The organism is Kribbella sp. NPDC004138, from assembly GCF_053603655.1.
On record NZ_JBSGFZ010000004.1, the window covers coordinates 282775 to 301574 of the forward strand.

Consider the following 18800-nt stretch of genomic DNA (forward strand, 5'->3'; position numbering starts at 1 on the left):
GACAGTGTGTCAGCAGACGTAGGTGCTGTTGGGGTGGACCTTCTCGCAGTAGCGGACGTGCAGGTGGTTGTCGTGGGCCGGCCACTGCTGCGTCAGGCCCTCGCTGATCAGGGTCGGATCGTTGAACCAGATGTACTTCACATGGCCCGGCGCCGCGGCGCGGACGGCCTGGATCAGCTGGCGGGTAGCGGCCCGGTCGTACGTCGTGGACTCCCAGGTGATGCGCCCCGCGGTGCACTGGCCGTTGTCGGTGCGGATCGGCCAGATGTCGATGTCCATCCCGTTGTCGTGGCTGGCGTGGCCGGGGATGTCACCGCCGTGTTCGAAGCCCGCGTCGCCGTACGGGACCTTGCCTTGGCCGGTGGATGCGAACGAACGAGCCGCGGCTTCCAGCTGCGCTACCGGCGCAGCGGCTGCCCAGTTGGCCGCCGTACCGTTGCCGTCCGGGTCCTGGTCGCACAGGTTCGCGCTGAAGTCGGGGTAGTCGTAGTGCCAGGCCAGATTGCGCCAGGTGATCGGGCCGACGACGCCGTCCGCGCCGATACCCGCGTGCGACTGGAACGACACGACCGCGTCGCGGACCGCCGTGCTGAAGACACCGTCGACCGGGAGGCCGAGGCGGCGCTTCGCGTTCAGCTCGACCTGCAACGCCTTCACCGCCGCGTTGCTGTCACCGGAGCGGAGCGTCGGCGTCAGCGCTCCCCACGTCTGCGGTCCGACGATCCCGTCGACGCCCAGGCCCTTGGCCGTCTGGAACGCCTTCGCGGCCGAGACCGTGGTCGCGCCGAAGACGCCGTCCCCGTCGACGGACTGCCCGGCGTACTGCAGCAGGAACTGGATCGCCTGGACGTCGGCGCCGCGGTTGCCGCTGCTCTGGGTCGGGAAGAAGGCGTTGGCGTAGGCCTGCGCGGAGGCCGGCAGCAGCGCGGTGAGGAGCAGAACGGTCAGGGCGAGCAGAGCACGTCGCATGAGTCCCTCCGGGGCGGGTGAGGTAACTGACTAACGCTCACCCGCCACCATCAGGCAGTTTCTTGCGAATCGCAAGGGTTCACTCGAACGGGGCCGGGTCTCCCGAGCCCACCCGGACCACCTCGGGGCCGTCGTCGGAGAAGTCCACGACGGTGGTCGGCTCGGTGCCCGCCTCGCCCTCGATGACCGCGTCGATCTGGTTGTCGAGCTCTTCCTTGATCTCCCAGCCCTGCGTCATCGGCTCCTCGTGCCCCGGGAGCAGCAGGGTGCTGGAGACCAGCGGCTCGCCGAGCTCGGCGACCAGCGCCTGGGTGACCACGTGGTTCGGGATCCGCACCCCGACGGTCTTCTTCTTCGGGTGCAGCAGCCGGCGCGGGACCTCCTTGGTGGCCGGCAGGATGAACGTGTAGCTGCCCGGCGTGGCCGCCTTGATCGAGCGGAACACCGCGTTGCTGATGTGCACGAACTGACCGAGTTGCGCGAAGTTCTCGCACACCAGGGTGAAGTGGTGCCGGTCGTCCAGGTGCCGGATCGTGCGGATCCGGTCGATCCCGTCCCGGTTGCCCAGTTGACAGCCGAGCGCGTAGCAGGAGTCGGTCGGGTACGCGATCAGCCCGTCCCCACGCAGCAGGTCCACCACCTGCCCGATCGACCGCCGCTGAGGGTTCTCCGGGTGGATGTCGAAATACCTGGCCATGACGGCCGAGCCTACTGGGCGAGGCCGATCGGTGACGCGGTCACCACCAGGTTGTCCTCGTACCCGCCGCGGGAGGCGTCGTACGCGCCCGTGCAGGTGATCAGTACGAGCCGGTGGTCGACGGTCTGGTCGAAGGCGCCGCTCTTCGTCGCGAGCGCGTCCTTCCGGACGGACACGACCGAGACGACCCGGTACGACGCCGTGTGGCCGGAGCCCCGCAGTACGACGACCTCACCGCGCCGCACCTCGGGCAACCGGGCGAAGAACCCGAGCCCCTCGGTCTTGCTGTCGACATGCCCCGCCAGCACCACCGAGCCGAACGGATCACCCGCCTCGGCGCCGCCGTCCCACCAGCCGACGTGCTGTGCCGTCGGCACCTGGAGTTGGCCGGCGACCGTCGTCGCCGGGAGAACGGACGCGTTCGCGCCGCCCGGCAACACGATCCGTTGCGGCACGAAGCGGATCCGCTGGCTCGGAGCCGGCGTGCCGATCCGCCCCGGCGGCGCCGACAGCGGTGTGGTCGACAGCGGTGTGGCCGGCTCGGCGACCGACGGCGGACGGCCGACCGTGAAGCTGAACGTAGCCGTGGGCGAAGGCGTCGCACTGCCCGCCTCGGCCGCACAGCCGGCCAGGGCGAGACAGCACAACGTCGTACACACCAACTTCCGCTTCAGCGACGAACCACCTTCCGGCCGGTGACGACCGCCACGCCGAGAGCGGCGAGGAACACCACGACCCACAGGCCGGACTGGCCGGCGGAGCTCTGCACCTGGTTGAGCCCCGCTGCCTGCCCGCCGGTTCCGGTGTTCACCACACCCGGTTTGTCCGACCCGGTGGCCGGAACCCTGATGGTGCCCAGCGCGACGGTCATCGTCTTCTGCGCCGGGGCGCCGATCGCGAACACCCGGGTCAGGTACCCGGCCTGCACCGGCAGGTCGAGCGGACCCAGAACCACCGGCGACGTCGCGCCGGTCGGCACGATGTCGACCTTGTAGGTGGCGGCCGGAACGACCACGTCCAGGGATTCCCCGTTCGCGACGTTCTGGAACAGCACCTTCCCGTTCACCCGGATGTCGGCCGGACCGACGGCCGCGTCGTGCGCGACCCGCAGACCGCCCTTGTCCTTCGGCACCGCGGTCAACTGGTTCACGTACGTCGTGATCAGCGGCGCGCCCGTCGGCGACACCGGCTGATGGATGACGACGTCCAGGCTCGCCCCGGACCCGGCGGACACCTCGCGCTGGATCACCAGCTTCCCGTTCTGCCGGGCGGTGACCATCCGCTTCCCGGCCGCCACCCCGAACGGCCCGACGAGCTTCCCGCCGGCCACCCCGGTCGCGACCTGACGGCCGTCGACGCTGATGTCCAGGGTGCGCCCCGGCAGGCCCTGGACGAAGTACAGGTTCGCCCCCGCGGCCGCCTCGGCCGGTGCCGTGAGCAGCGCCGGAGCCGCCGCGACGATGACTGCCAGCAGCAGCGGAAGCACCCGCCGAATTACCGGACCATGAATTCTCGAAACACCTGTGTTGACCGCCCGGGATTGCCCGGGCACACTCCGTCCCCGCATTCTTCTCCCCCTCCGAAGTTCATCGGAAAATAGCGTCAAGAATTGCCCGCCCCCGAGAATTGGGGCGTATCGTATGCGGAAGTCCGACCCGATCGCCAGGGGAAACGGTCAGGTCCGTTTTAGGGGGCGGTGGCCGCGTGGCAGGAGAGGGGCGCCCCGGGTTCCTCCCGGCCAGCACATCGGGGGTGGAGGAACCCCGGCGCACCGGCACCAGATACCTGGCGGTGGCCGCGCTGTTGCTGGGGTACGGCGCGATCGCAGCCTGTTCGGGCGGGTCCGTCAAGCCGGCTGCGCCGAGCCCGGGCCTGGGCACCTTGCCGCCGTCCGCCCCGGCCGCCCGGAACACGACGCGGACACCGGGCACCGGGCAGCAGACCGCCGGTATCAAGCTGACCGCCGTGCCGCGCCCGGACGGATCGTTCGACGTCACCGAGAACCTGCTATTGCCCGCGGCCACCGACATTCTGCCGCTGCAGGTGCCCGCGACCGGTGAGCACCTGCCCGGAATGATGGCCCGGACGACGCCGCGGGTGACAAATCTGAAAGTGGTCGCCGACAACCAGTCGGTGCCGCTCGGGAACACCACGCTGACCGCGTCCGACTACATTCCGTTGACGGTCGCGGCGACCCGGATCCAATTGACGTACCGGCTGTCCGGCTCGACGGTGCTGGCCAGCCCGTCGGAGTCGACCCGGGCCGGGGCGGCGATCCGGCCACTGACCGCCGGCGTCGAGAACACGCTGCCGACCGACCTCACCGTCACCAGCGGACTGCTCAACGCGGTCTGCCCGCTGCTGACCGAGACCCGGTGCGCGGTCGGCGATCCGCCGCACCTCGCGATCCGGTCCGGGATCCCGGCGGACAAGGCGCTCGTCGTACTGCAACTGGATCTGCCACGCTGACCGTATGACTGAAGAGCGGATCGCGCTGGGTACCGCGCGGGGCCGGTGGGTGCTGGCCGCGACGGCGCTGGGCTCGGGAATGGCCTTCCTGGACGGGACGGTCGTCAACGTCGCACTGCCGGCGATGGGCGAGGACCTGAACGCCGGTATGGCCGGTCTGCAGTGGATCGTCAACGGCTACATGTTGATGCTTGCCTCGCTGGTCCTGCTCAGCGGATCGCTCGGCGACCGGCTCGGGCGGCGGCGGACGTTCGTGGTCGGAGTGATCTGGTTCGCGGCCGCCTCCGTCGTGTGCGCGATCGCACCGAACCTCGAGGTGATGATCGCGGGCCGCGTCCTGCAGGGCATCGGCGGCGCGCTGCTGACACCGGGCAGCCTGGCGATCCTGCAGACCACCTTCCAGCACTCCGACCGCGGCAAGGCGGTCGGCGCCTGGTCGGGCCTGACCTCGGTCGCGGCGGCCGTCGGTCCGTTCGTCGGCGGCACGCTGGTCGACCGCGGTTCCTGGCAGCTGATCTTCCTGCTCAACGTGCCGCTCGCGCTGGCGACCGTGCTGGTGACGCTGCGCCACGTCCCGGAGACCCGCGACGAGGAGGCCGCCGGCAAGCTCGACATCGCCGGCGCGATCCTGGCGACACTGGGTCTGGCCGCGCTCACGTTCGGCCTGATCAGCGCCGGCGACCACGGGTTCGGCGATCCGATGGTGCTGACCAGCCTGGTCATCGGGGTCGTCGCGTTCGTGGCGTTCGTCGAGGTGGAACGGCGCGGCAAGCACCCGATGCTGCCGTTGAGCATCTTCGCCAACCGCCGCTTCACCGCCGCGAACCTGGTCACCGTCGTCGTGTACGGCGCGCTCGGCACGGCGACGTTCCTCGTCGTGGTCTACCTCCAGACCGCGTTGCACTACTCCGCCCTCTGGGCCGGTGCGTCGCTGCTCCCGATGACGGTCCTGATGCTCGTCCTGTCCGGGTACGCCGGTGGCCTCGCCGACCGGATCGGCCCGCGCATCCCGATGACCGTCGGGCCACTGCTGATGGCGGGCGGCTTCCTGCTGATGTTGCGGATCGACACCGGCACGAGCTACTACAGCGCCGTACTGCCTGCCGTCGTCCTGCTCGGGCTGGGCCTGGTCGCGACCGTGGCGCCGCTGACCGCGACCGTGATGGCGTCGGTCGAGGACCACCACGCCGGGATCGCGTCCGGGGTGAACAACGCCGTGGCACGGACCGGGCAGCTGATGGCGGTCGCGGCCATCCCGCTGGCGGCCGGCATCACCGGCGACACCTATCTCGATCCCGTTGCCTTCCACAACGGATTCGGCCGCGCGCTGTGGATCTCCGCCGGTCTCGCGGCGGCCGGCGGCGCGATCGCGTGGGTGACGCTCGGCGACCGGGACAAGCCGCGCGAACCGCACCTCGTCGACCACCACGTGCATTGCGCACTCGAGGCCCCGCCGTACGCCCAGGCCCGGACGGAGAGCTGATTTGTCGACTTATCGCGCGAGATAGGCCTTGCGGCTGACCGGGTCGAGGCGCTCGATGGCGTAGCGGAGCATGGTGCGCGGCATGCGGGTCGCGTACCGGTCCAGGAAGGCGCGCAGTTCGTCCTCGGACACCCGCTTGCCCGCCTCTCGCAACATCCAGCCGGAGGCCTTGTGCACAAGGTCTTCCGGGTCGTCGAGCACCTCGGCGGCCAGCTGGTAGGTGTCGGCGGTCTGTCCGGCGCCGATGAGATGCAGCGTGGCGACGAGCGCGATCCGGCGTTCCCAGAGCGAGCTCGAGCGAACCAGTGTGTAGAGCGGGTCCCGCGGCTTGTCGAGCAAGTACCCGCCGACGATCTGGGGAGCGCTGCAGTCCACCAGATCCCAGTTGTTGATGTACGGCGTACTGCGCAGGTACAGCTCGTAGATGGCGGCGAGTTCGTGCGGGTCCGCGGTCCGTGGCTTGAGACTGCGGGACGCTCGATCGGCCAGCAGGCAAAGGATCGCGAGGCGATGCTCGTGCACCGGGCTGGTCAGCGCCTGCTCCAGCTCGGGCAGCGGCAGACCGGCCCGCAGGTACGGCTTGAGAATGCCGCGGATGGTCGAGAGCTTGACGCCGACCATCCGGTCGCCGTGACCGTACCCGCCGGGCTGGAGCTGGAAGTAGCGCGCGAGAACCTCCGCCACCGCGGGGTCCGCGGCGGCATCGACCTCGGCGATCAGGCTCGTGGTCGTCAGACCAGCATCCCTCCGGTCGCGCGCAGGTTCTGCCCGGTCATCCAGCGGGCGTCCGGGCCGGCGAGGAACGCGACCACGTCCGCGACCTCGGCCGGCTCGCCCATCCGGCCGAGCGCGGTGATACCGACCAGCGCCTCCGCGGCCGCGGGCGGGTTGTGGTCGTGGAACATGTCGGTGTCCGTCGCGCCGGGCGACACCGTGTTGACGGTGATCGCGCGCGGCCCGTACTCCCGCGCGGCGATCTTCACGAACTGCTCGAGCGCGGCCTTGCTCGCGGCGTACAGCGAGATCCCGGGGCCCGGCACCACGGTGTTCAGCGTCGACAGTGCGACGATCCGGCCGCCGTCGGGCAGCACCTGGCCGGCGCGCTGGATCGCGAAGTACGGACCTTTGACGTTGGTCGCGAACAGCTGGTCGTAGTCCTCGACCGTGACGTCGGCGATCGGCTTCACCAGCGCCTGCGCCGCGTTGCAGACGAAGATATCCAGCGTCCCGGTCGGCTCGGCCGCCCGGGCGAACAGCTCGTCGATCCCGGACAGGTCAGCCTGGTCCGCCCGGACGGCGATCGCCCGGCCGCCGGCCGCCTTGACCTGCGTCACGACATCGGCCGCAGCCGCGTCACTGCTCGCATACGTGAACGTCACCACGGCGCCGTCCGCGGCGAGTCGTCGTACGATCGCGGCGCCGATGCCCCGCGACCCTCCGGTGACCAATGCAGCCTTGCCATCCAGAACGCCCATACCGCTTTGTCTATCACCGTTGTGGGTCCGACGTTTGCTTCAATCCGAAGCGCCTGCAACCGGGAGGTCACGCTCCGGGGTCCATCGGTGGCAGACCCGTTGTGAGGCTCGCACGTTGGGGCATACGGTGGGAGCGCAGGGCAGTTCCATTTCCGCCAGGACCCGCGTTCGTGGCGCTACCCCGGGGGAGAACCCGCGTGACCAGCCACCCAGAGCCGCGGGACGGCGAGATGATCCGCACCACCTTCGACGCGGTCACCGAGGAACTGGCGCCCGGCGTCCTGCTGGTCCGGATGTCCGGCGAGATCGACATCGCGAGCACCGACTTCGCCGCCGAGGCGATCCGCACCGCGGTCGCACCGCCGGCCCGGCTGGTCCTGATCGACGTCTCCGCCGTGACGTTCTGCAGCTCGGCCGGCCTCGGCAACCTCGTCGAGGCCCGCAACCTGGCCGGCGAGCACAACATCAGCCTGGCGCTGGTCGGCGTCGGCCGGCCCGTCGACCGCCCGTTGAGCATCACCGGGCTGGGCGGACAGTTCCAGATCTACAGCACGGTCGACGAGGCACTCGCCCAGCTCTGACCGCGGATGCGGTAGCTTTCGGTGTCTCCGACGAAGGAAAGTCATGGGTGAGCTAGCCAAGATCGTGGTCGTCGTACCGACCTACAACGAGCGGGAGAACCTGCCCGTGCTGGCCGGGCTGCTGTCCGACCTGAACCTGCCCGGCCTGGAGCTTCTCGTCGTCGACGACAACTCCCCCGACGGTACGGGCGACGTCGCCGACGAGCTGGCGAAGGCATCGCCGGAGACGGTCGGCGTCCTGCACCGGACCGTGAAGGACGGCCTCGGCCGCGCGTACGTCGCCGGGATCACCCGCGCGCTCGACGAGGGCGCCGACATCGTCATCCAGATGGACGCGGACCTGTCGCACCCGGCCTCGGTCATCTCGACCATGGTCGAGATGCTGCGCACCACCGAGGCCGGCGTGGTGATCGGCTCGCGGTACGTGCCGGGCGGCTCGGCCGCGGCCGAGTGGGGCTGGCACCGGCGCGCGCTGTCCGCGTTCGCGAACGTCTACGTGAACGCGATCCTGCGGCTGCACGTGAAGGACGCGACGGCCGGGTTCAAGGCGTGGAAGGCGGACACCCTGCGCTGGATCGACGTGGCATCGATCCAGAGCAACGGGTACTCGTTCCAGGTCGAGATGAACTACCGCACGGTCAAGCGCGGCCTGAAGATCGCCGAGACCCCGATCCGCTTCGAGGAGCGCACCGAGGGCGTCTCCAAGATGAGCCTGAAGGTCCAGCTCGAATCCGCCCTGATGCCCTGGAAACTCCTCTTCGGCCGCTCCTAGATCTAGATCGACCGGGCCAGCGAGGCGAGCATCCGGTCGCCGTCCCGGAAGACCGCCTTCTGCGCGTCCTTCCGGGCCGCGACGCACAGCGTGACAGTCACGTTGTGCACCGACTCGACGCCGGTCATCGTCGTACACCGGGCGACCATCGAGAAGACCGTGCCGTCCGGCGCGGTGTAGCGGCCGGAGTAGCTCAGCGCGGCCGCGGCGCCGATGTTCGAGTTCGCCGGGCTGATGGTCCGGACCGGGCTCTGCTTCACGGCCTTCAGCCGGTCGGCCTTGATCAGCGCCCGCGCGACCGCCGCGACCGCGGTCCGCGGGGCGATACCGGCCGGGTTGACCACCGCCATTGCGGCACCGGCCCTGGTCGTCGCGCCGAGCGTGACCGAGTACGTCGTCGAGCGGCTCTTGCGCCAGCCGGCGGCGGGGGCGACGTACACGTCGTCGTACACGAGGATGCCCTTGTCGACGTCCTTCAGCGTGCGCCGCCGTTCCGGAGTCGTTGGCGTGACCGACGGCGTCGTCGGGGCGGTGGTGGACGGACTCGTGGACGGTGGTTCCGTCGACGGGCTGGCTGTCGGGGTGGACACGCCGTCGGTGTAGGTGGCGGTCGGGACCGGGGCGTCGGCTGCCGCGGTGTCGTCGCTGCGGGTCAGGAGGACGACGGCGCCTCCGACGAGCCCGAGCACCACGACAGCCGCGGCTGCGGCGAGCCACGGGCCCTTGCCGCGCTTGGGCGGCTGGTGGTCGCGGTACGGGTCGTACTGCGGGCCGCCGTACTGCGGGGGTTGCGTGCCGTACTGCGGTGGTGGCACAGCGTGCTGGGGCGGAGGGCTGTACTGCTGGGGCTGGCCGTACTGCTGGGGCTGGCCGTACTGCTGGGGCGAGCCGTACTGCTGTGGCTGGCCGTACTGGGGCAGCGGGGCGGTGTGGTCTTGCGGGGCGGTGTGGTCCTGCGGGGCGCCGTACGGGTTGTTCGGGTTCCAGGCAGGCGGTTGCTGATCGCTCACGGGCGAAGGCCTCACTAGATCGTTCAAAAGAGTAGGCGGACCGGTCCCCGAAACCGGCCGCCCGAGGCTACCCCACCCAACCGCGATCGGCCTACGGTCAGCCGTATCCGAGTTCGTGCAGCCGGGCGTCGTCGATGCCGAAGTGGTGCGCGATCTCGTGCACGACGGTGATGTTGACCTCGTCGACGACGTCGTCGAAGGTCTCGCAGATCGCCAGCGTCGGGTTCCGGTAGATCGTGATCCGGTCCGGCAGGACGCCGCCGTAGTAGTGCCCGCGCTCGGTCAGCGGGATGCCCTCGTAGATCCCGAGCAGCTCCGGATCACCCGCCGGCGGCTCGTCCTCGACGAAGACCGCCACGTTGTCGATCAGCGCCGCCAACTCCTCCGGCACCTCGTCCAGCGCCTGCGCGACCAGCACCTCGAAGTCCGCCCGGCTCATCTCGATCACGCTGCCAGCGTAGTGAGTCAGAGCCAGCCCTGACGGGACGCCTGAACGCCGAGCTGGAACCTGGTCTGGGCGCCCAGCGCCTCCTGGAGCCGACCGATCCGGCGGGCGATGGTGCGCTCGCTGACGCCGAACTCGCGGGCGATCGACTCGTCGGTGAGCCCCGCGCTCAGGTAGGTCAGCAGCCGCTTCGCCTCCAGGCTCGGACCGGCCGTCACGTCGTTCAGTTCGGTCCTGCTGGTGATCGGTACGGCGATCCGCCAGAGTGCCTCGAAGATCCGCTCCAGGCCGCCGAGCAGCGGTGAGTCGTGCACGACCAGCGCGACGAACTCGGGACCCCGGCGTACCTCCGTCCACGCGCCGACCAGAGCCCACCGCTCGTCGACGATCGTGATGTTGAGCGGTACGTGCGGGAACACCCGTGCCTGCTCGCCCGCGTCGATGCACTCCTGCACCAGATGCAGCGCACCGGCGTCCTGGAGGACATGCGCTCCGTAGATGACGTCGTACCGAACGCCACGGCGCAGCGCCTCGAACAGGCCCTCCACGATCCGGAGCTCGCGAGCAGCGATGTTGCCCATCGTCATCGCCCGGACCCGCGCCTGGGCGTCGGTCTGGACCGAGTTGAGCACGGACTGCGCGGCGTCGTACGTCGGCAGCACCTCGAGGTAGTCCTGCTTCCCGGCCGCCGTCTTCCAGAGCTCGGTGAGCAGATCGGCGCTCTCACGGGCCAGCGCGGCCCGGCTGATGTGCCGCTCCGCCACAGCGTCCATGGCCAGCCGGGGCGGGCGGACCACCATTGAGCCGTCAGCCCGCTCCACCAGGCCCAGTGCGGTCAGCTCGGCCAGACAGGCCTCGATGTCGCCGTAGCGCGCCGTGAGCGCGTCCGGCGTGCTCCCCGGGTTCTGCAGGAGGTCGAGGTACAGCGTCTCGGCTGGGCCCGAGACACCCAACGCCTGGAGCGACTCCATGCCTCTGTGTACCAGCAGGCGACAGGTTCTCGCCATGCCGGATTCCGACAGGTTCAAGACCTCGTGACGGCCGCGGGCGGCTGCCAATACTGATGCCGCTTTCCCCTCGGTCCCCTAGGAGTGTTCATGAGAAAGAGCTTGATCTGGTCGGCGGTTGCCGCCGTCGGCCTCTCACTCGGGCTGACGGCCCCGCCGGCCTCGGCTGCTGTTGCGGCGCAGACCCTGTCGCCTGAGGTCCAGCAGGTCGTCGACAACCTGCCTGCCATGCGAGAGCGCGCAGAGGCGGTCAGGGCTCAGCTCGGGCTGCCCGACAGCCCGGTCCGGGACGCCCTGCTCGCGGCCATCGACCCGACGCAGTACGAGTGCCCCAGCGCGACGCCTCCAGTGGTGGCGGCGATCACGCCCGACGTCGCGTCGTGGACCTTCGAGCAGCGCCTCGCCGTACTGCACGTGCTGCTGTTCGACATGGCGATGGTGGACGCCGTGTACTTCCCGCAGAGCGGCCCGCTCAGCTACGGCGTACAGGGTGAATTCACTCACACCGTGAACAAGACCTTCGCGAAGCTGAAGGGGTTCTGGGACATCGACTCCAGCGACGTGGAGCTGATGCCGGCGCACGGGCGGATCATGCTCGACGCCGAGCGGAACTACCGGGTGTTCACGGTCCTGTACAAGGCCGACCCGGCCGCCTCACGGGTCTCGGCCGACCTGGTCGCCCGTGAGATGAACAGCGCCGCCCTCGGGTATGGCGACCTGCCGCTGTTCACGTTCAACGCGTACGCCTCTCCGGGCGGCGAGAACACCCCGGGGTACGGCGCCTCGCACCGGCGGATCGTGTTCGGCGACGGCGTCCTGGAGGGCTTCGCGAAGGTCGGACTGAGCGACGTCGCGCCGCAGGCGATCCTGGCGCACGAGTTCGGTCACCAGGTCCAGTACTCCGACGGGCTGATGCGGACCGACCTGCCCGCGCCGGAGTCGTCACGGTGGGCCGAGTTGATGGCCGACGCGTTCAGTGCGTACTTCCTCACACACGCCCGCGGCGAGGCGATGAACTGGAAGCGGGTCCAGGCCTTCGGCCAGATGTTCTACCAGCTGGGCGACTGCGGCTTCACCGCCGCCGGCCACCACGGCACCCCCAACCAGCGAATGCGGTCCGCCCTCTGGGCGTCCGGCCTCGCGGACGCGGCCCGGCCGCAGGGGTTCGTCCTGCCCGCATTGGGCTTCTACAACCTGTTCTCCGCCCAGTACCCGCAGCTGATCGCCCCTGACGCGACCACCTGACGTCGCGCGATCAGCTGTCCGGGCCGGTCAGTCCCACCCGGCCCGGGGCGCCGTACGCCGAGCTCCTCTCCGGCGTACGGCGCCCCTTCAGGAAGTCGTTTTGGAGCCTGACAACATGTCCTCTATGCTTACGGCTGTCCCTGGAGCTTCGGCTCCCGCGGGTCCGAGTCCCCATCGTCTAGTGGCCTAGGACGCTGCCCTTTCAAGGCGGTAACGCGGGTTCGAATCCCGTTGGGGATACGGCCGAAGGCCGGTGCAAAACCTAGCTCGAAGATGCTGTAGGATCATCGAGTCGCAAGGCCCAGTGGCGCAGTTGGTTAGCGTGCCGCCCTGTCACGGCGGAGGTCGCGGGTTCGAGTCCCGTCTGGGTCGCCAGGAGAAGGCGGCGGTGTCCACAACACCGCCGCCGAATTTTCTCCCCGGTCAGGTAGCTCAGCTGGTAGAGCGTCCGCCTGAAAAGCGGAAGGTCGGCGGTTCGAGACCGCCCCTGACCACCACCACCCTCTCCGTCCAGCGGGGAGGGATTTTCTTTTCGGCAGGTATGCGGCGTCTGCGGGCTTGGTGCGCGGCTGTGGGCTCAGGGCTTGATGCGGCCGGTTTCGTAGGCCCAGATGGCGATTTCGACTCGGTTCCGGGCGTTGATCTTGCCCATCACTGCGGTCAGGTGGGTCTTCACGGTGCTGAGGCTGATGTGCAGGTCGGCTGCGATCTCGGCGTTGGTGCGGCCGGTGGCCGCGGCGATCAGGACCTGTTCCTCGCGGGCGGTCAGCGGCTCGACCGGTTGGACTGCCGAGCGGCCGGTCGGTGGCTCGGAGAACGCGGCCAGCAGCCGTGCGGTGATCCTCGGGGCGATCAGTGCGTCGCCGTTGGCGGCGGCGTGGATCGCCTGGACCAGAAGGTCCGGCCCGGCGTCCTTGAGCAGGAATCCACGCGCTCCGGCCTTCAGAGCGCCGTACACGTACTCGTCGAGATCGAAGGTGGTGATCACCACGATCGGCAGCGGGTCAGCGACGCCGGGTCCGGCCAGTTGGCGGGTTGCCGCGATCCCGTCCAGCCCGGGCATCCTGATGTCGAGCAAACACACGTCGGGCCGCAGCCGGCGAGCGAACTCCACGGCTTCCAGACCGTCGGCCGCCTGACCGACCACCTCGATACCGGGCTGGGCATCGAGGATCATCGCGAGTCCGGTCCGGACGAGGTCCTGGTCGTCGGCGACGAGTACCCGGATCGTCATCGGCCGCCCGCCTTTCGGGGCAGCACCACGTCGACGGACCAGCCCCGGTCCGGGTCAGGGCCCGCGGCGAGCGTGCCGCCGAGCAGCGTCGCGCGCTCGGCCATCCCCACCAGGCCGTAGCCTCCCGGGTTCCTCGAGGTCGCTTCCCCGTTGTCGCGGACGGTCAGCTGGACGGAGTCGTCGGACGACGTCAGCCGTACGTCGATGCGCGTCGCCTGCCGGGCATGCCGGACGGCGTTCGTGATCGACTCCTGCGCGATGCGGTAGATCGCTGCGCCGACCGCGCCGTCGAGATCACCGAGGTCGCCCGACACCTCGACCTCCACCCGCGGCCGGTCGCCGGCGCTGCGGGCGAGCTGCTCCAGCTCGGCTACGCCCGGCTGTGGCGCCAGCGCCGCCGTCCCGTCATCACGCAGTACTCCGACCATCGCTCGCATCTCGGCCAGGGTCCGCGTACCCTCCGCCTCGATGACGGCGAGAGCGTCGACCGCCGCTTCCGGGCGGGTGGCCGCGACGGCTCGGCCGGCCTGGGCTCGGATGACGATCGCGGACACGTGATGAGCGACCGTGTCGTGCAACTCCCGGGCCAACAGTTCGCGCTCACGGAGTCGCACCTGGCCCAACTCGCGGTTCCGGGCCGTCCACCGATAGCGGACCGCGAGCCCAAGTGTCGCGGGGAAGAGCAGGAACATGCTGCCGAACGCCGCTTCGGCGTATCCGGTGAAGTCGCTGGCGATTCCCAGCACCAGCGCCACCAGGATGAACACCAGCCCGATGAGGATCTCGCGGCCGGATCCCCAGCGAGCCAGTGAGTACGGCAGCAGCACCACGCAGATCATCGAGTAGAGCCCGAAGGTCGCGTTCCCGGTGACCAGGGTGACGAGGTTGATCACGATGAGGACGCCGAACACGGCGGCCACCACCGTCAACGGACGGGTACGACGCCACAGCAGAGCGCACGCGACGACGACGGCGATCACGATCGCGGCAGGTCTCCACACGACGTCCTCGCGGAACACGCCTTCGAGAACGACCGCCAGCAGCAGGCCGCCGACGAGCACCCAGTCGCGCCAGACCCGCCTGGGTGGCTCGGGCGCTCGCGGCTCGGCCAGCAGCGAGCGGATGGCGTTTCTCAGCATGCCCACAGCGTAGGGACTCAGTGCGCCGAGCGGATCGGCTCAAAGTACGGGACCCGACCTGGCTGTTCGGCCGACGGAAGTCCGGCCCATCGCCCGAGGTGGCGGCCGCCTGTCCGGCCGCACGCTGAACCCAACTCTCGCCGAAGGGATCCATGATGAGGTCGCATCTGTACAGACTGGGCCGGTACGCCGCACGTCGCCCCTGGGTGGTGATCGGGGCGTGGCTGGTTGTCGCCGCGCTCGTGATCGCGGCATCCGGCGCCTTCGGCAAGAAACTGGAGGAGTCGTTCGGGGCGCCCGGCGTGGATTCGCAATCCGCCACCGACCTGCTGTCGGCCGCGGGAGCGGATCAGGCCGGGCTCACCGCGCAGGTGGTCATGACTCCGCGCGACTCGACGTCGACGCTCAACTCGCCTGACCTGCGGACCGCTCTGACCCGGATTCAGTCGGCTGCGGCGTCGTTGCCGCATGTGCTGAGGGCCGGCGATCCCGTCGTTTCGCCGGACGGTCGCGTCGGGCTCATCCGGCTGCAGTACCCGGTACTCGAGAAGCTGGAGCCGAGCGACCTCGAGCAACTCAAGACCCTGGCGGCAGTTGACTCGCCGCTGCGGATCGAGCTGGGCGGGGATCTCTTCTCTGCGTTCGAGCAAGGCCAGGCCGGTCTCGGTGAGGCGGTCGGGTTGATCGCCGCGATGGTGATCCTGCTGCTCGCGTTCGGATCGATCATCGCGATGGGCCTGCCGATCGGGATGGCGGTGTTCGGGCTCGCGCTCGCGATCAGTTCACTGTCCCTGGTCACGTATCTCATCGACCTGCCCAGTTGGGCGCCCGTGCTCGGCAGCATGATCGGGCTCGGCGTGGGCATCGACTACGCGCTGATCATCGTCACGCGGCACCGGGAGTACCTGGCCCGGGGGATGTCGGTCGCGGAGTCGGTCGGGAGTGCGGTCGCGACGGCCGGACAGGCTGTGCTCTTCGCCGGCGGCACGGTCGTGATCGCGATTCTCGGGCTGGTGGTGGCCGGCGTACCGTTCATCACGGCGGGCGGGATCGCGGTCTCGCTGATCGTGCTGACCATGGTGCTCGCTTCGATCACCTTGCTGCCCGCGTTCCTGGGTCTGGCCGGGCACTGGATCAACCGCCTTCGGGTACGGCGGGTGCGGTCGTCGCCTGGTTCGGGTTGGCAGCGGTGGGCGGGGCACGTGTCCAAGCACGCCACCGCGTACGCCGTCAGCGCCACCGTGCTGCTGCTGGCGCTGGCCGCACCCGTGCTCGCACTCCGCGTCGGTACACCCGATGACGGCGCACTTCCAGTGCAACGCACCGAACGCCGGGCCTACGACCTGGTCGCCGCGGGATTCGGTGCCGGTAGCAACGGTCCGCTGGTGATCGCCGTCGACGTCTCGCGCGATCCGGGCGTCGTACAGCCGCTGTTCGACGCCGTCCGCGCCGATCAGGGCATCGCGTCGGTCGCACCACCTGCGGTGAACACCGCGGCCGGTGTCGCAACGCTGATCGCCGTACCGACGACCGGACCGCAGGACGATGCCACGATGACGACCGTCAAGCGGCTGCGCGCGGAGGTCTTTCCTTCGGTCCTGCGGAACAGCCCGGCGAAGGCTCACGTCGGTGGTCAGACGGCGACCCTCGCGGATGTGGGGGCGCGGGTCAACGATCGGCTGCCGTGGTTCATCGGCGCCGTGATCCTGTTGTCCGTCGTGCTGCTCACCGTGGTCTTCCGGTCGGTCGTCGTACCGCTGAAGGCCGCGCTGATGAACCTGCTGAGCATCGGCGCGTCCTTCGGCGTCATCGTGATGATCTTCCAGTGGGGCTGGGCCGCGGACCTGATCGGGCTGGAGTCGACCATTCCGATCCTTCCGTTCATCCCGATGTTCATGTTCGCCGTGGTGTTCGGGCTCTCGATGGACTACGAGGTCTTCCTGCTCACCCGGATCCGCGAGGAGTACGTGCGTACCCATGACAACACCGCCTCGACCATCCACGGCATCACCACCACCGGCCGCGTGATCACGTCGGCAGCGCTGATCATGATCACGGTCTTCGTCAGCTTCTCCCTTGCCGACGACCCAACGGCCAAGATGTTCGGCCTGGGCCTGGCCACCGCGGTCCTGATCGACGCAACGGTCGTCCGGCTGATTCTCGTACCGGCCCTGATGAAGCTGCTGGGCGACGCGAACTGGTGGACGCCGGCTTGGTTCAAGCGCCAGTTGCCCCGGACAGTTGCGCGTCCGAGCTCGGACATGTCCTGGCAGCGATGACAGGATCGACCCATGGTCGCGCTGGAGGGGACATGAAGGCTGTCATCTACGAGAGATACGGGCGCCCCGACGAATTGCGGGTCGAGGACGTCACGATGCCATCGCCCGCCGCTGGGCAGGTGCTGGTGAAGGTCGCGGCGACGTCGGTCAATCTCAGTGATTGGGAGGGCGTTCGTGGATCGCCGTTCTACGCGCGGCTGGGTGGACTGCGCGCGCCGAGACGCCAGACGCTCGGCTCGGACATCGCCGGCTGGGTCGAGGGCGTCGGCACCGGCGTCACTCGGTTCCAGCCAGGTGACGAGGTCTACGGCGACAATCTCCAACTCATGGGCGGCTTCGCCCAGTACGCCGTCGCCTCCGCTTCGTCACTCGCCCCCAAGCCTGGCGGGCTGACGTTCGCCGAGGCATCGACGATTCCGCAGGCCGGCGCGATCGCTGTGCAGGGCACGGTGGGTGCCGCGAAGGGGCGTCGGGTGCTGATCAACGGCGGTGGTGGAGGGTCGGGTTCCTTCGCCATCCAGCTGGCCAAGCGCCTCGGTGCTCACGTGACCGGTGTCGACAACGGCGGCAAGCTCGAGTTCATGAAGGCGCTCGGTGCCGACGAAGTGATCGACTACCGCCGCGAGGATTTCACCCGCGATCACGAGCCGTACGACCTCATACTGGATCTCGTCGCTCACCGGTCGGTGTTCGACTATCGTCGAGCGCTCGCTCCGGGCGGCCGGTATCGGTGTGTAGGAGGATCCATCCGCGCGCTGCTGCGTGTGCTCACGATCGGCGCCGCCGCCGGGCGAGTCACCGGCCGCCGGCTCGGGGTGCTCGTCGTCAAAGAGGGGCCCCGTTACTTCGAGCCGCTGGCCGACCTGTGCGTCGCCGGTGACGTGAGCATCCACATCGACCGCACCTTCACGCTTGACGAGGTACCACAAGCCCTCGCGTACGTCGGCGAGGGCCACGCCCTCGGCAAGGTCGTCGTCACCCAGCCCTGCCGTTCGAGCTGAACGTCGTCACGTGGTGGGGTCTGCAGTGAGAGTCGACGGCCACGCTCTGTCTACCTCAGGTGTGGGTAGAAGGTGAGTCTGGTGCCTGTGGTGGCGTTGATGATGGGGCGGGTGCCTAGGGGGTGGGTCAGGGTAAGGGTGGCTGGTGTGCTCAGGCCGACGGCTCGGCAGGCGACTTGTTTGTTGGTGTGGGATCCGCCGATGAGGACCATGTCGTCGTGCTCGATGGCGTGGGCCCGGAGGTTGGTGTCGCAGGCGCCGTGGTGGAGGTTGAAGGTGATGGTGTTGCCTTCGACCCGGGTGAGTCTGCCGACAACAGGGCCGTCGCGGTCGGGCTCGGTGAGGCCGGGGGGTGGGGTGGGTTCGGCTAGAGGTTTGAGGATGTCCTGAGAGATCGCTACGGCGACGATCGGCCTCGACAAGCCTCGGACGGTGAACGACCACGCAGGGACGGTCGCGCGGCCTCTGCTCGTGTCCACTGCGGTGGTCTTCAAAGAGCCCGCGGTGATCGTGAGCTTGCACTTCGATGCCGGTACGGCGATGTGACCGCAGTTGTCGTACGGCGTCCCGATCGCTTCTGTCACTGCGCGCCGCGGATCGAGAACGGTCGCCGAGACATTCGACCCGTCGCTGAAATCGATGCGGGTGGTGCCGGCTGATGCGAGTTTCACGCCTGGCGCGATGGTGACGTACCCGGCGCCCCACGCGACCTTCTGCTCGGTGGTGTCGAACATGAGGCCCGGCGTGCGGGACGTGTACAGGAAGATCCCCTCGGGAGACGGCGGGATCCCGGCTGCGCGGACGGCTTCCGCGACCACACGCGCGCGGTCGAGGAACGCCCGAGTCGGAGGACCTTGCGGTATCTGCGACGGATCGACCGAGCGAGACGGATCTACCGGGCGAGCCGTTGTCGGCGTTGACGGGCTCGGCGCAGAACTCGCCGCCACCTCGTTCCCGCACGCCGGCAGTACGAGTAGCGCGAGTACGAGCGGAC

General features: G+C 69.3%; 19 protein-coding genes and 3 tRNA genes. 10 read left to right on the forward strand and 12 right to left on the reverse strand.

Annotated features, from left to right (window positions below; translation table 11 throughout):
* Positions 1–9: 9 nt before the first annotated feature.
* From ACWEOO_RS07415 to ACWEOO_RS07430, 4 genes are all read right to left on the reverse strand, one after another.
* A complete protein-coding gene (locus ACWEOO_RS07415) occupies positions 10–969 on the reverse strand; it encodes a penicillin-insensitive murein endopeptidase (protein ID WP_452142265.1) in 960 nt (319 codons plus the stop codon).
* Positions 970–1048: 79 nt separating this feature from the next.
* Positions 1049–1666 (reverse strand): L-threonylcarbamoyladenylate synthase, encoded by a 618-nt coding sequence (locus ACWEOO_RS07420; RefSeq protein ID WP_452142266.1) that lies wholly within the window; start codon positions 1664–1666, stop codon positions 1049–1051.
* Between the two features lie 11 nt (positions 1667–1677).
* Positions 1678–2325, reverse strand: a complete 648-nt coding sequence (locus ACWEOO_RS07425; RefSeq protein ID WP_452142267.1) for a class F sortase — start codon at positions 2323–2325, stop codon at positions 1678–1680.
* An 11-nt stretch (positions 2326–2336) separates the two neighbouring features.
* Positions 2337–3152, reverse strand: a complete 816-nt coding sequence (locus ACWEOO_RS07430; RefSeq protein WP_452142268.1) for a DUF4397 domain-containing protein — start codon at positions 3150–3152, stop codon at positions 2337–2339.
* 266 nt (positions 3153–3418) lie between these two features.
* Here ACWEOO_RS07430 and ACWEOO_RS07435 point away from each other — a divergent pair, with 266 nt between their 5' ends.
* On the forward strand, positions 3419–4135 hold the full coding sequence (locus tag ACWEOO_RS07435) for a hypothetical protein (protein ID WP_452142269.1): 717 nt from the start codon (positions 3419–3421) through the stop codon (positions 4133–4135).
* Between the two features lie 4 nt (positions 4136–4139).
* Positions 4140–5618, forward strand: a complete 1479-nt coding sequence (locus tag ACWEOO_RS07440) for an MFS transporter (protein WP_452142270.1) — start codon at positions 4140–4142, stop codon at positions 5616–5618.
* Between the two features lie 9 nt (positions 5619–5627).
* Here ACWEOO_RS07440 and ACWEOO_RS07445 read toward each other — a convergent pair whose 3' ends face one another.
* Positions 5628–6398: a DNA alkylation repair protein gene (locus tag ACWEOO_RS07445; protein ID WP_452142347.1), complete on the reverse strand. Its 771-nt coding sequence runs from the start codon at positions 6396–6398 to the stop codon at positions 5628–5630.
* Positions 6350–7093, reverse strand: a complete 744-nt coding sequence (locus tag ACWEOO_RS07450; RefSeq protein WP_452142271.1) for an SDR family oxidoreductase — start codon at positions 7091–7093, stop codon at positions 6350–6352. The genes ACWEOO_RS07445 and ACWEOO_RS07450 overlap by 49 nt, the downstream gene beginning before the upstream one ends.
* Before the next feature lie 197 nt (positions 7094–7290).
* On the opposite strand from ACWEOO_RS07450, the gene ACWEOO_RS07455 reads away from it, so the two are divergent.
* Positions 7291–7674, forward strand: a complete 384-nt coding sequence (locus ACWEOO_RS07455) for an STAS domain-containing protein (RefSeq protein WP_452142272.1) — start codon at positions 7291–7293, stop codon at positions 7672–7674.
* A gap of 43 nt (positions 7675–7717) precedes the next feature.
* Positions 7718–8446 carry a polyprenol monophosphomannose synthase gene (locus ACWEOO_RS07460; RefSeq protein ID WP_452142273.1) on the forward strand — a complete coding sequence of 243 codons (729 nt, stop codon included), beginning with the start codon at positions 7718–7720 and terminating at the stop codon, positions 8444–8446.
* 2 nt (positions 8447–8448) lie between these two features.
* Here ACWEOO_RS07460 and ACWEOO_RS07465 read toward each other — a convergent pair whose 3' ends face one another.
* The 3 genes from ACWEOO_RS07465 to ACWEOO_RS07475 form a co-directional block, all read right to left on the reverse strand.
* On the reverse strand, positions 8449–9456 hold the full coding sequence (locus tag ACWEOO_RS07465) for a hypothetical protein (RefSeq protein ID WP_452142274.1): 1008 nt from the start codon (positions 9454–9456) through the stop codon (positions 8449–8451).
* Between the two features lie 97 nt (positions 9457–9553).
* A complete protein-coding gene (locus ACWEOO_RS07470) occupies positions 9554–9904 on the reverse strand; it encodes a metallopeptidase family protein (RefSeq protein ID WP_363707838.1) in 351 nt (116 codons plus the stop codon).
* A gap of 17 nt (positions 9905–9921) precedes the next feature.
* Positions 9922–10872, reverse strand: a complete 951-nt coding sequence (locus ACWEOO_RS07475) for a hypothetical protein (RefSeq protein WP_452142275.1) — start codon at positions 10870–10872, stop codon at positions 9922–9924.
* Between the two features lie 126 nt (positions 10873–10998).
* On the opposite strand from ACWEOO_RS07475, the gene ACWEOO_RS07480 reads away from it, so the two are divergent.
* The 4 genes from ACWEOO_RS07480 (at position 10999) to ACWEOO_RS07495 (ending at position 12650) form a co-directional block, all read left to right on the forward strand.
* Positions 10999–12153, forward strand: a complete 1155-nt coding sequence (locus tag ACWEOO_RS07480) for a hypothetical protein (RefSeq protein WP_452142276.1) — start codon at positions 10999–11001, stop codon at positions 12151–12153.
* 167 nt (positions 12154–12320) lie between these two features.
* A tRNA-Glu gene (locus ACWEOO_RS07485) sits at positions 12321–12393 on the forward strand.
* 58 nt (positions 12394–12451) lie between these two features.
* Positions 12452–12528: transfer RNA gene (locus ACWEOO_RS07490), tRNA-Asp, on the forward strand.
* A 46-nt stretch (positions 12529–12574) separates the two neighbouring features.
* A tRNA-Phe gene (locus tag ACWEOO_RS07495) sits at positions 12575–12650 on the forward strand.
* Between the two features lie 80 nt (positions 12651–12730).
* On the opposite strand, the gene ACWEOO_RS07500 is transcribed toward ACWEOO_RS07495, so the two are convergent.
* Both ACWEOO_RS07500 and ACWEOO_RS07505 read right to left on the reverse strand, forming a co-directional pair.
* Positions 12731–13387, reverse strand: a complete 657-nt coding sequence (locus ACWEOO_RS07500; protein WP_363707819.1) for a response regulator transcription factor — start codon at positions 13385–13387, stop codon at positions 12731–12733.
* Positions 13384–14526, reverse strand: coding sequence for a sensor histidine kinase (locus ACWEOO_RS07505; RefSeq protein ID WP_452142277.1), 1143 nt, complete (start codon positions 14524–14526; stop codon positions 13384–13386). The genes ACWEOO_RS07500 and ACWEOO_RS07505 overlap by 4 nt, the downstream gene beginning before the upstream one ends.
* A gap of 155 nt (positions 14527–14681) precedes the next feature.
* Here ACWEOO_RS07505 and ACWEOO_RS07510 point away from each other — a divergent pair, with 155 nt between their 5' ends.
* Together ACWEOO_RS07510 and ACWEOO_RS07515 are read left to right on the forward strand one after the other, a co-directional pair.
* The gene (locus ACWEOO_RS07510; RefSeq protein ID WP_452142278.1) at positions 14682–16805 is read left to right on the forward strand and encodes an MMPL family transporter; all 2124 of its coding nucleotides are present in this window, start codon (positions 14682–14684) and stop codon (positions 16803–16805) included.
* Between the two features lie 32 nt (positions 16806–16837).
* Entirely contained in the window at positions 16838–17806 is a 969-nt protein-coding gene (locus ACWEOO_RS07515) for an NAD(P)-dependent alcohol dehydrogenase (protein WP_452142279.1), read from the forward strand.
* A 50-nt stretch (positions 17807–17856) separates the two neighbouring features.
* On the opposite strand, the gene ACWEOO_RS07520 is transcribed toward ACWEOO_RS07515, so the two are convergent.
* Positions 17857–18624 (reverse strand): hypothetical protein, encoded by a 768-nt coding sequence (locus ACWEOO_RS07520; protein ID WP_452142280.1) that lies wholly within the window; start codon positions 18622–18624, stop codon positions 17857–17859.
* Between the last annotated feature and the right edge of the window lie 176 nt (positions 18625–18800).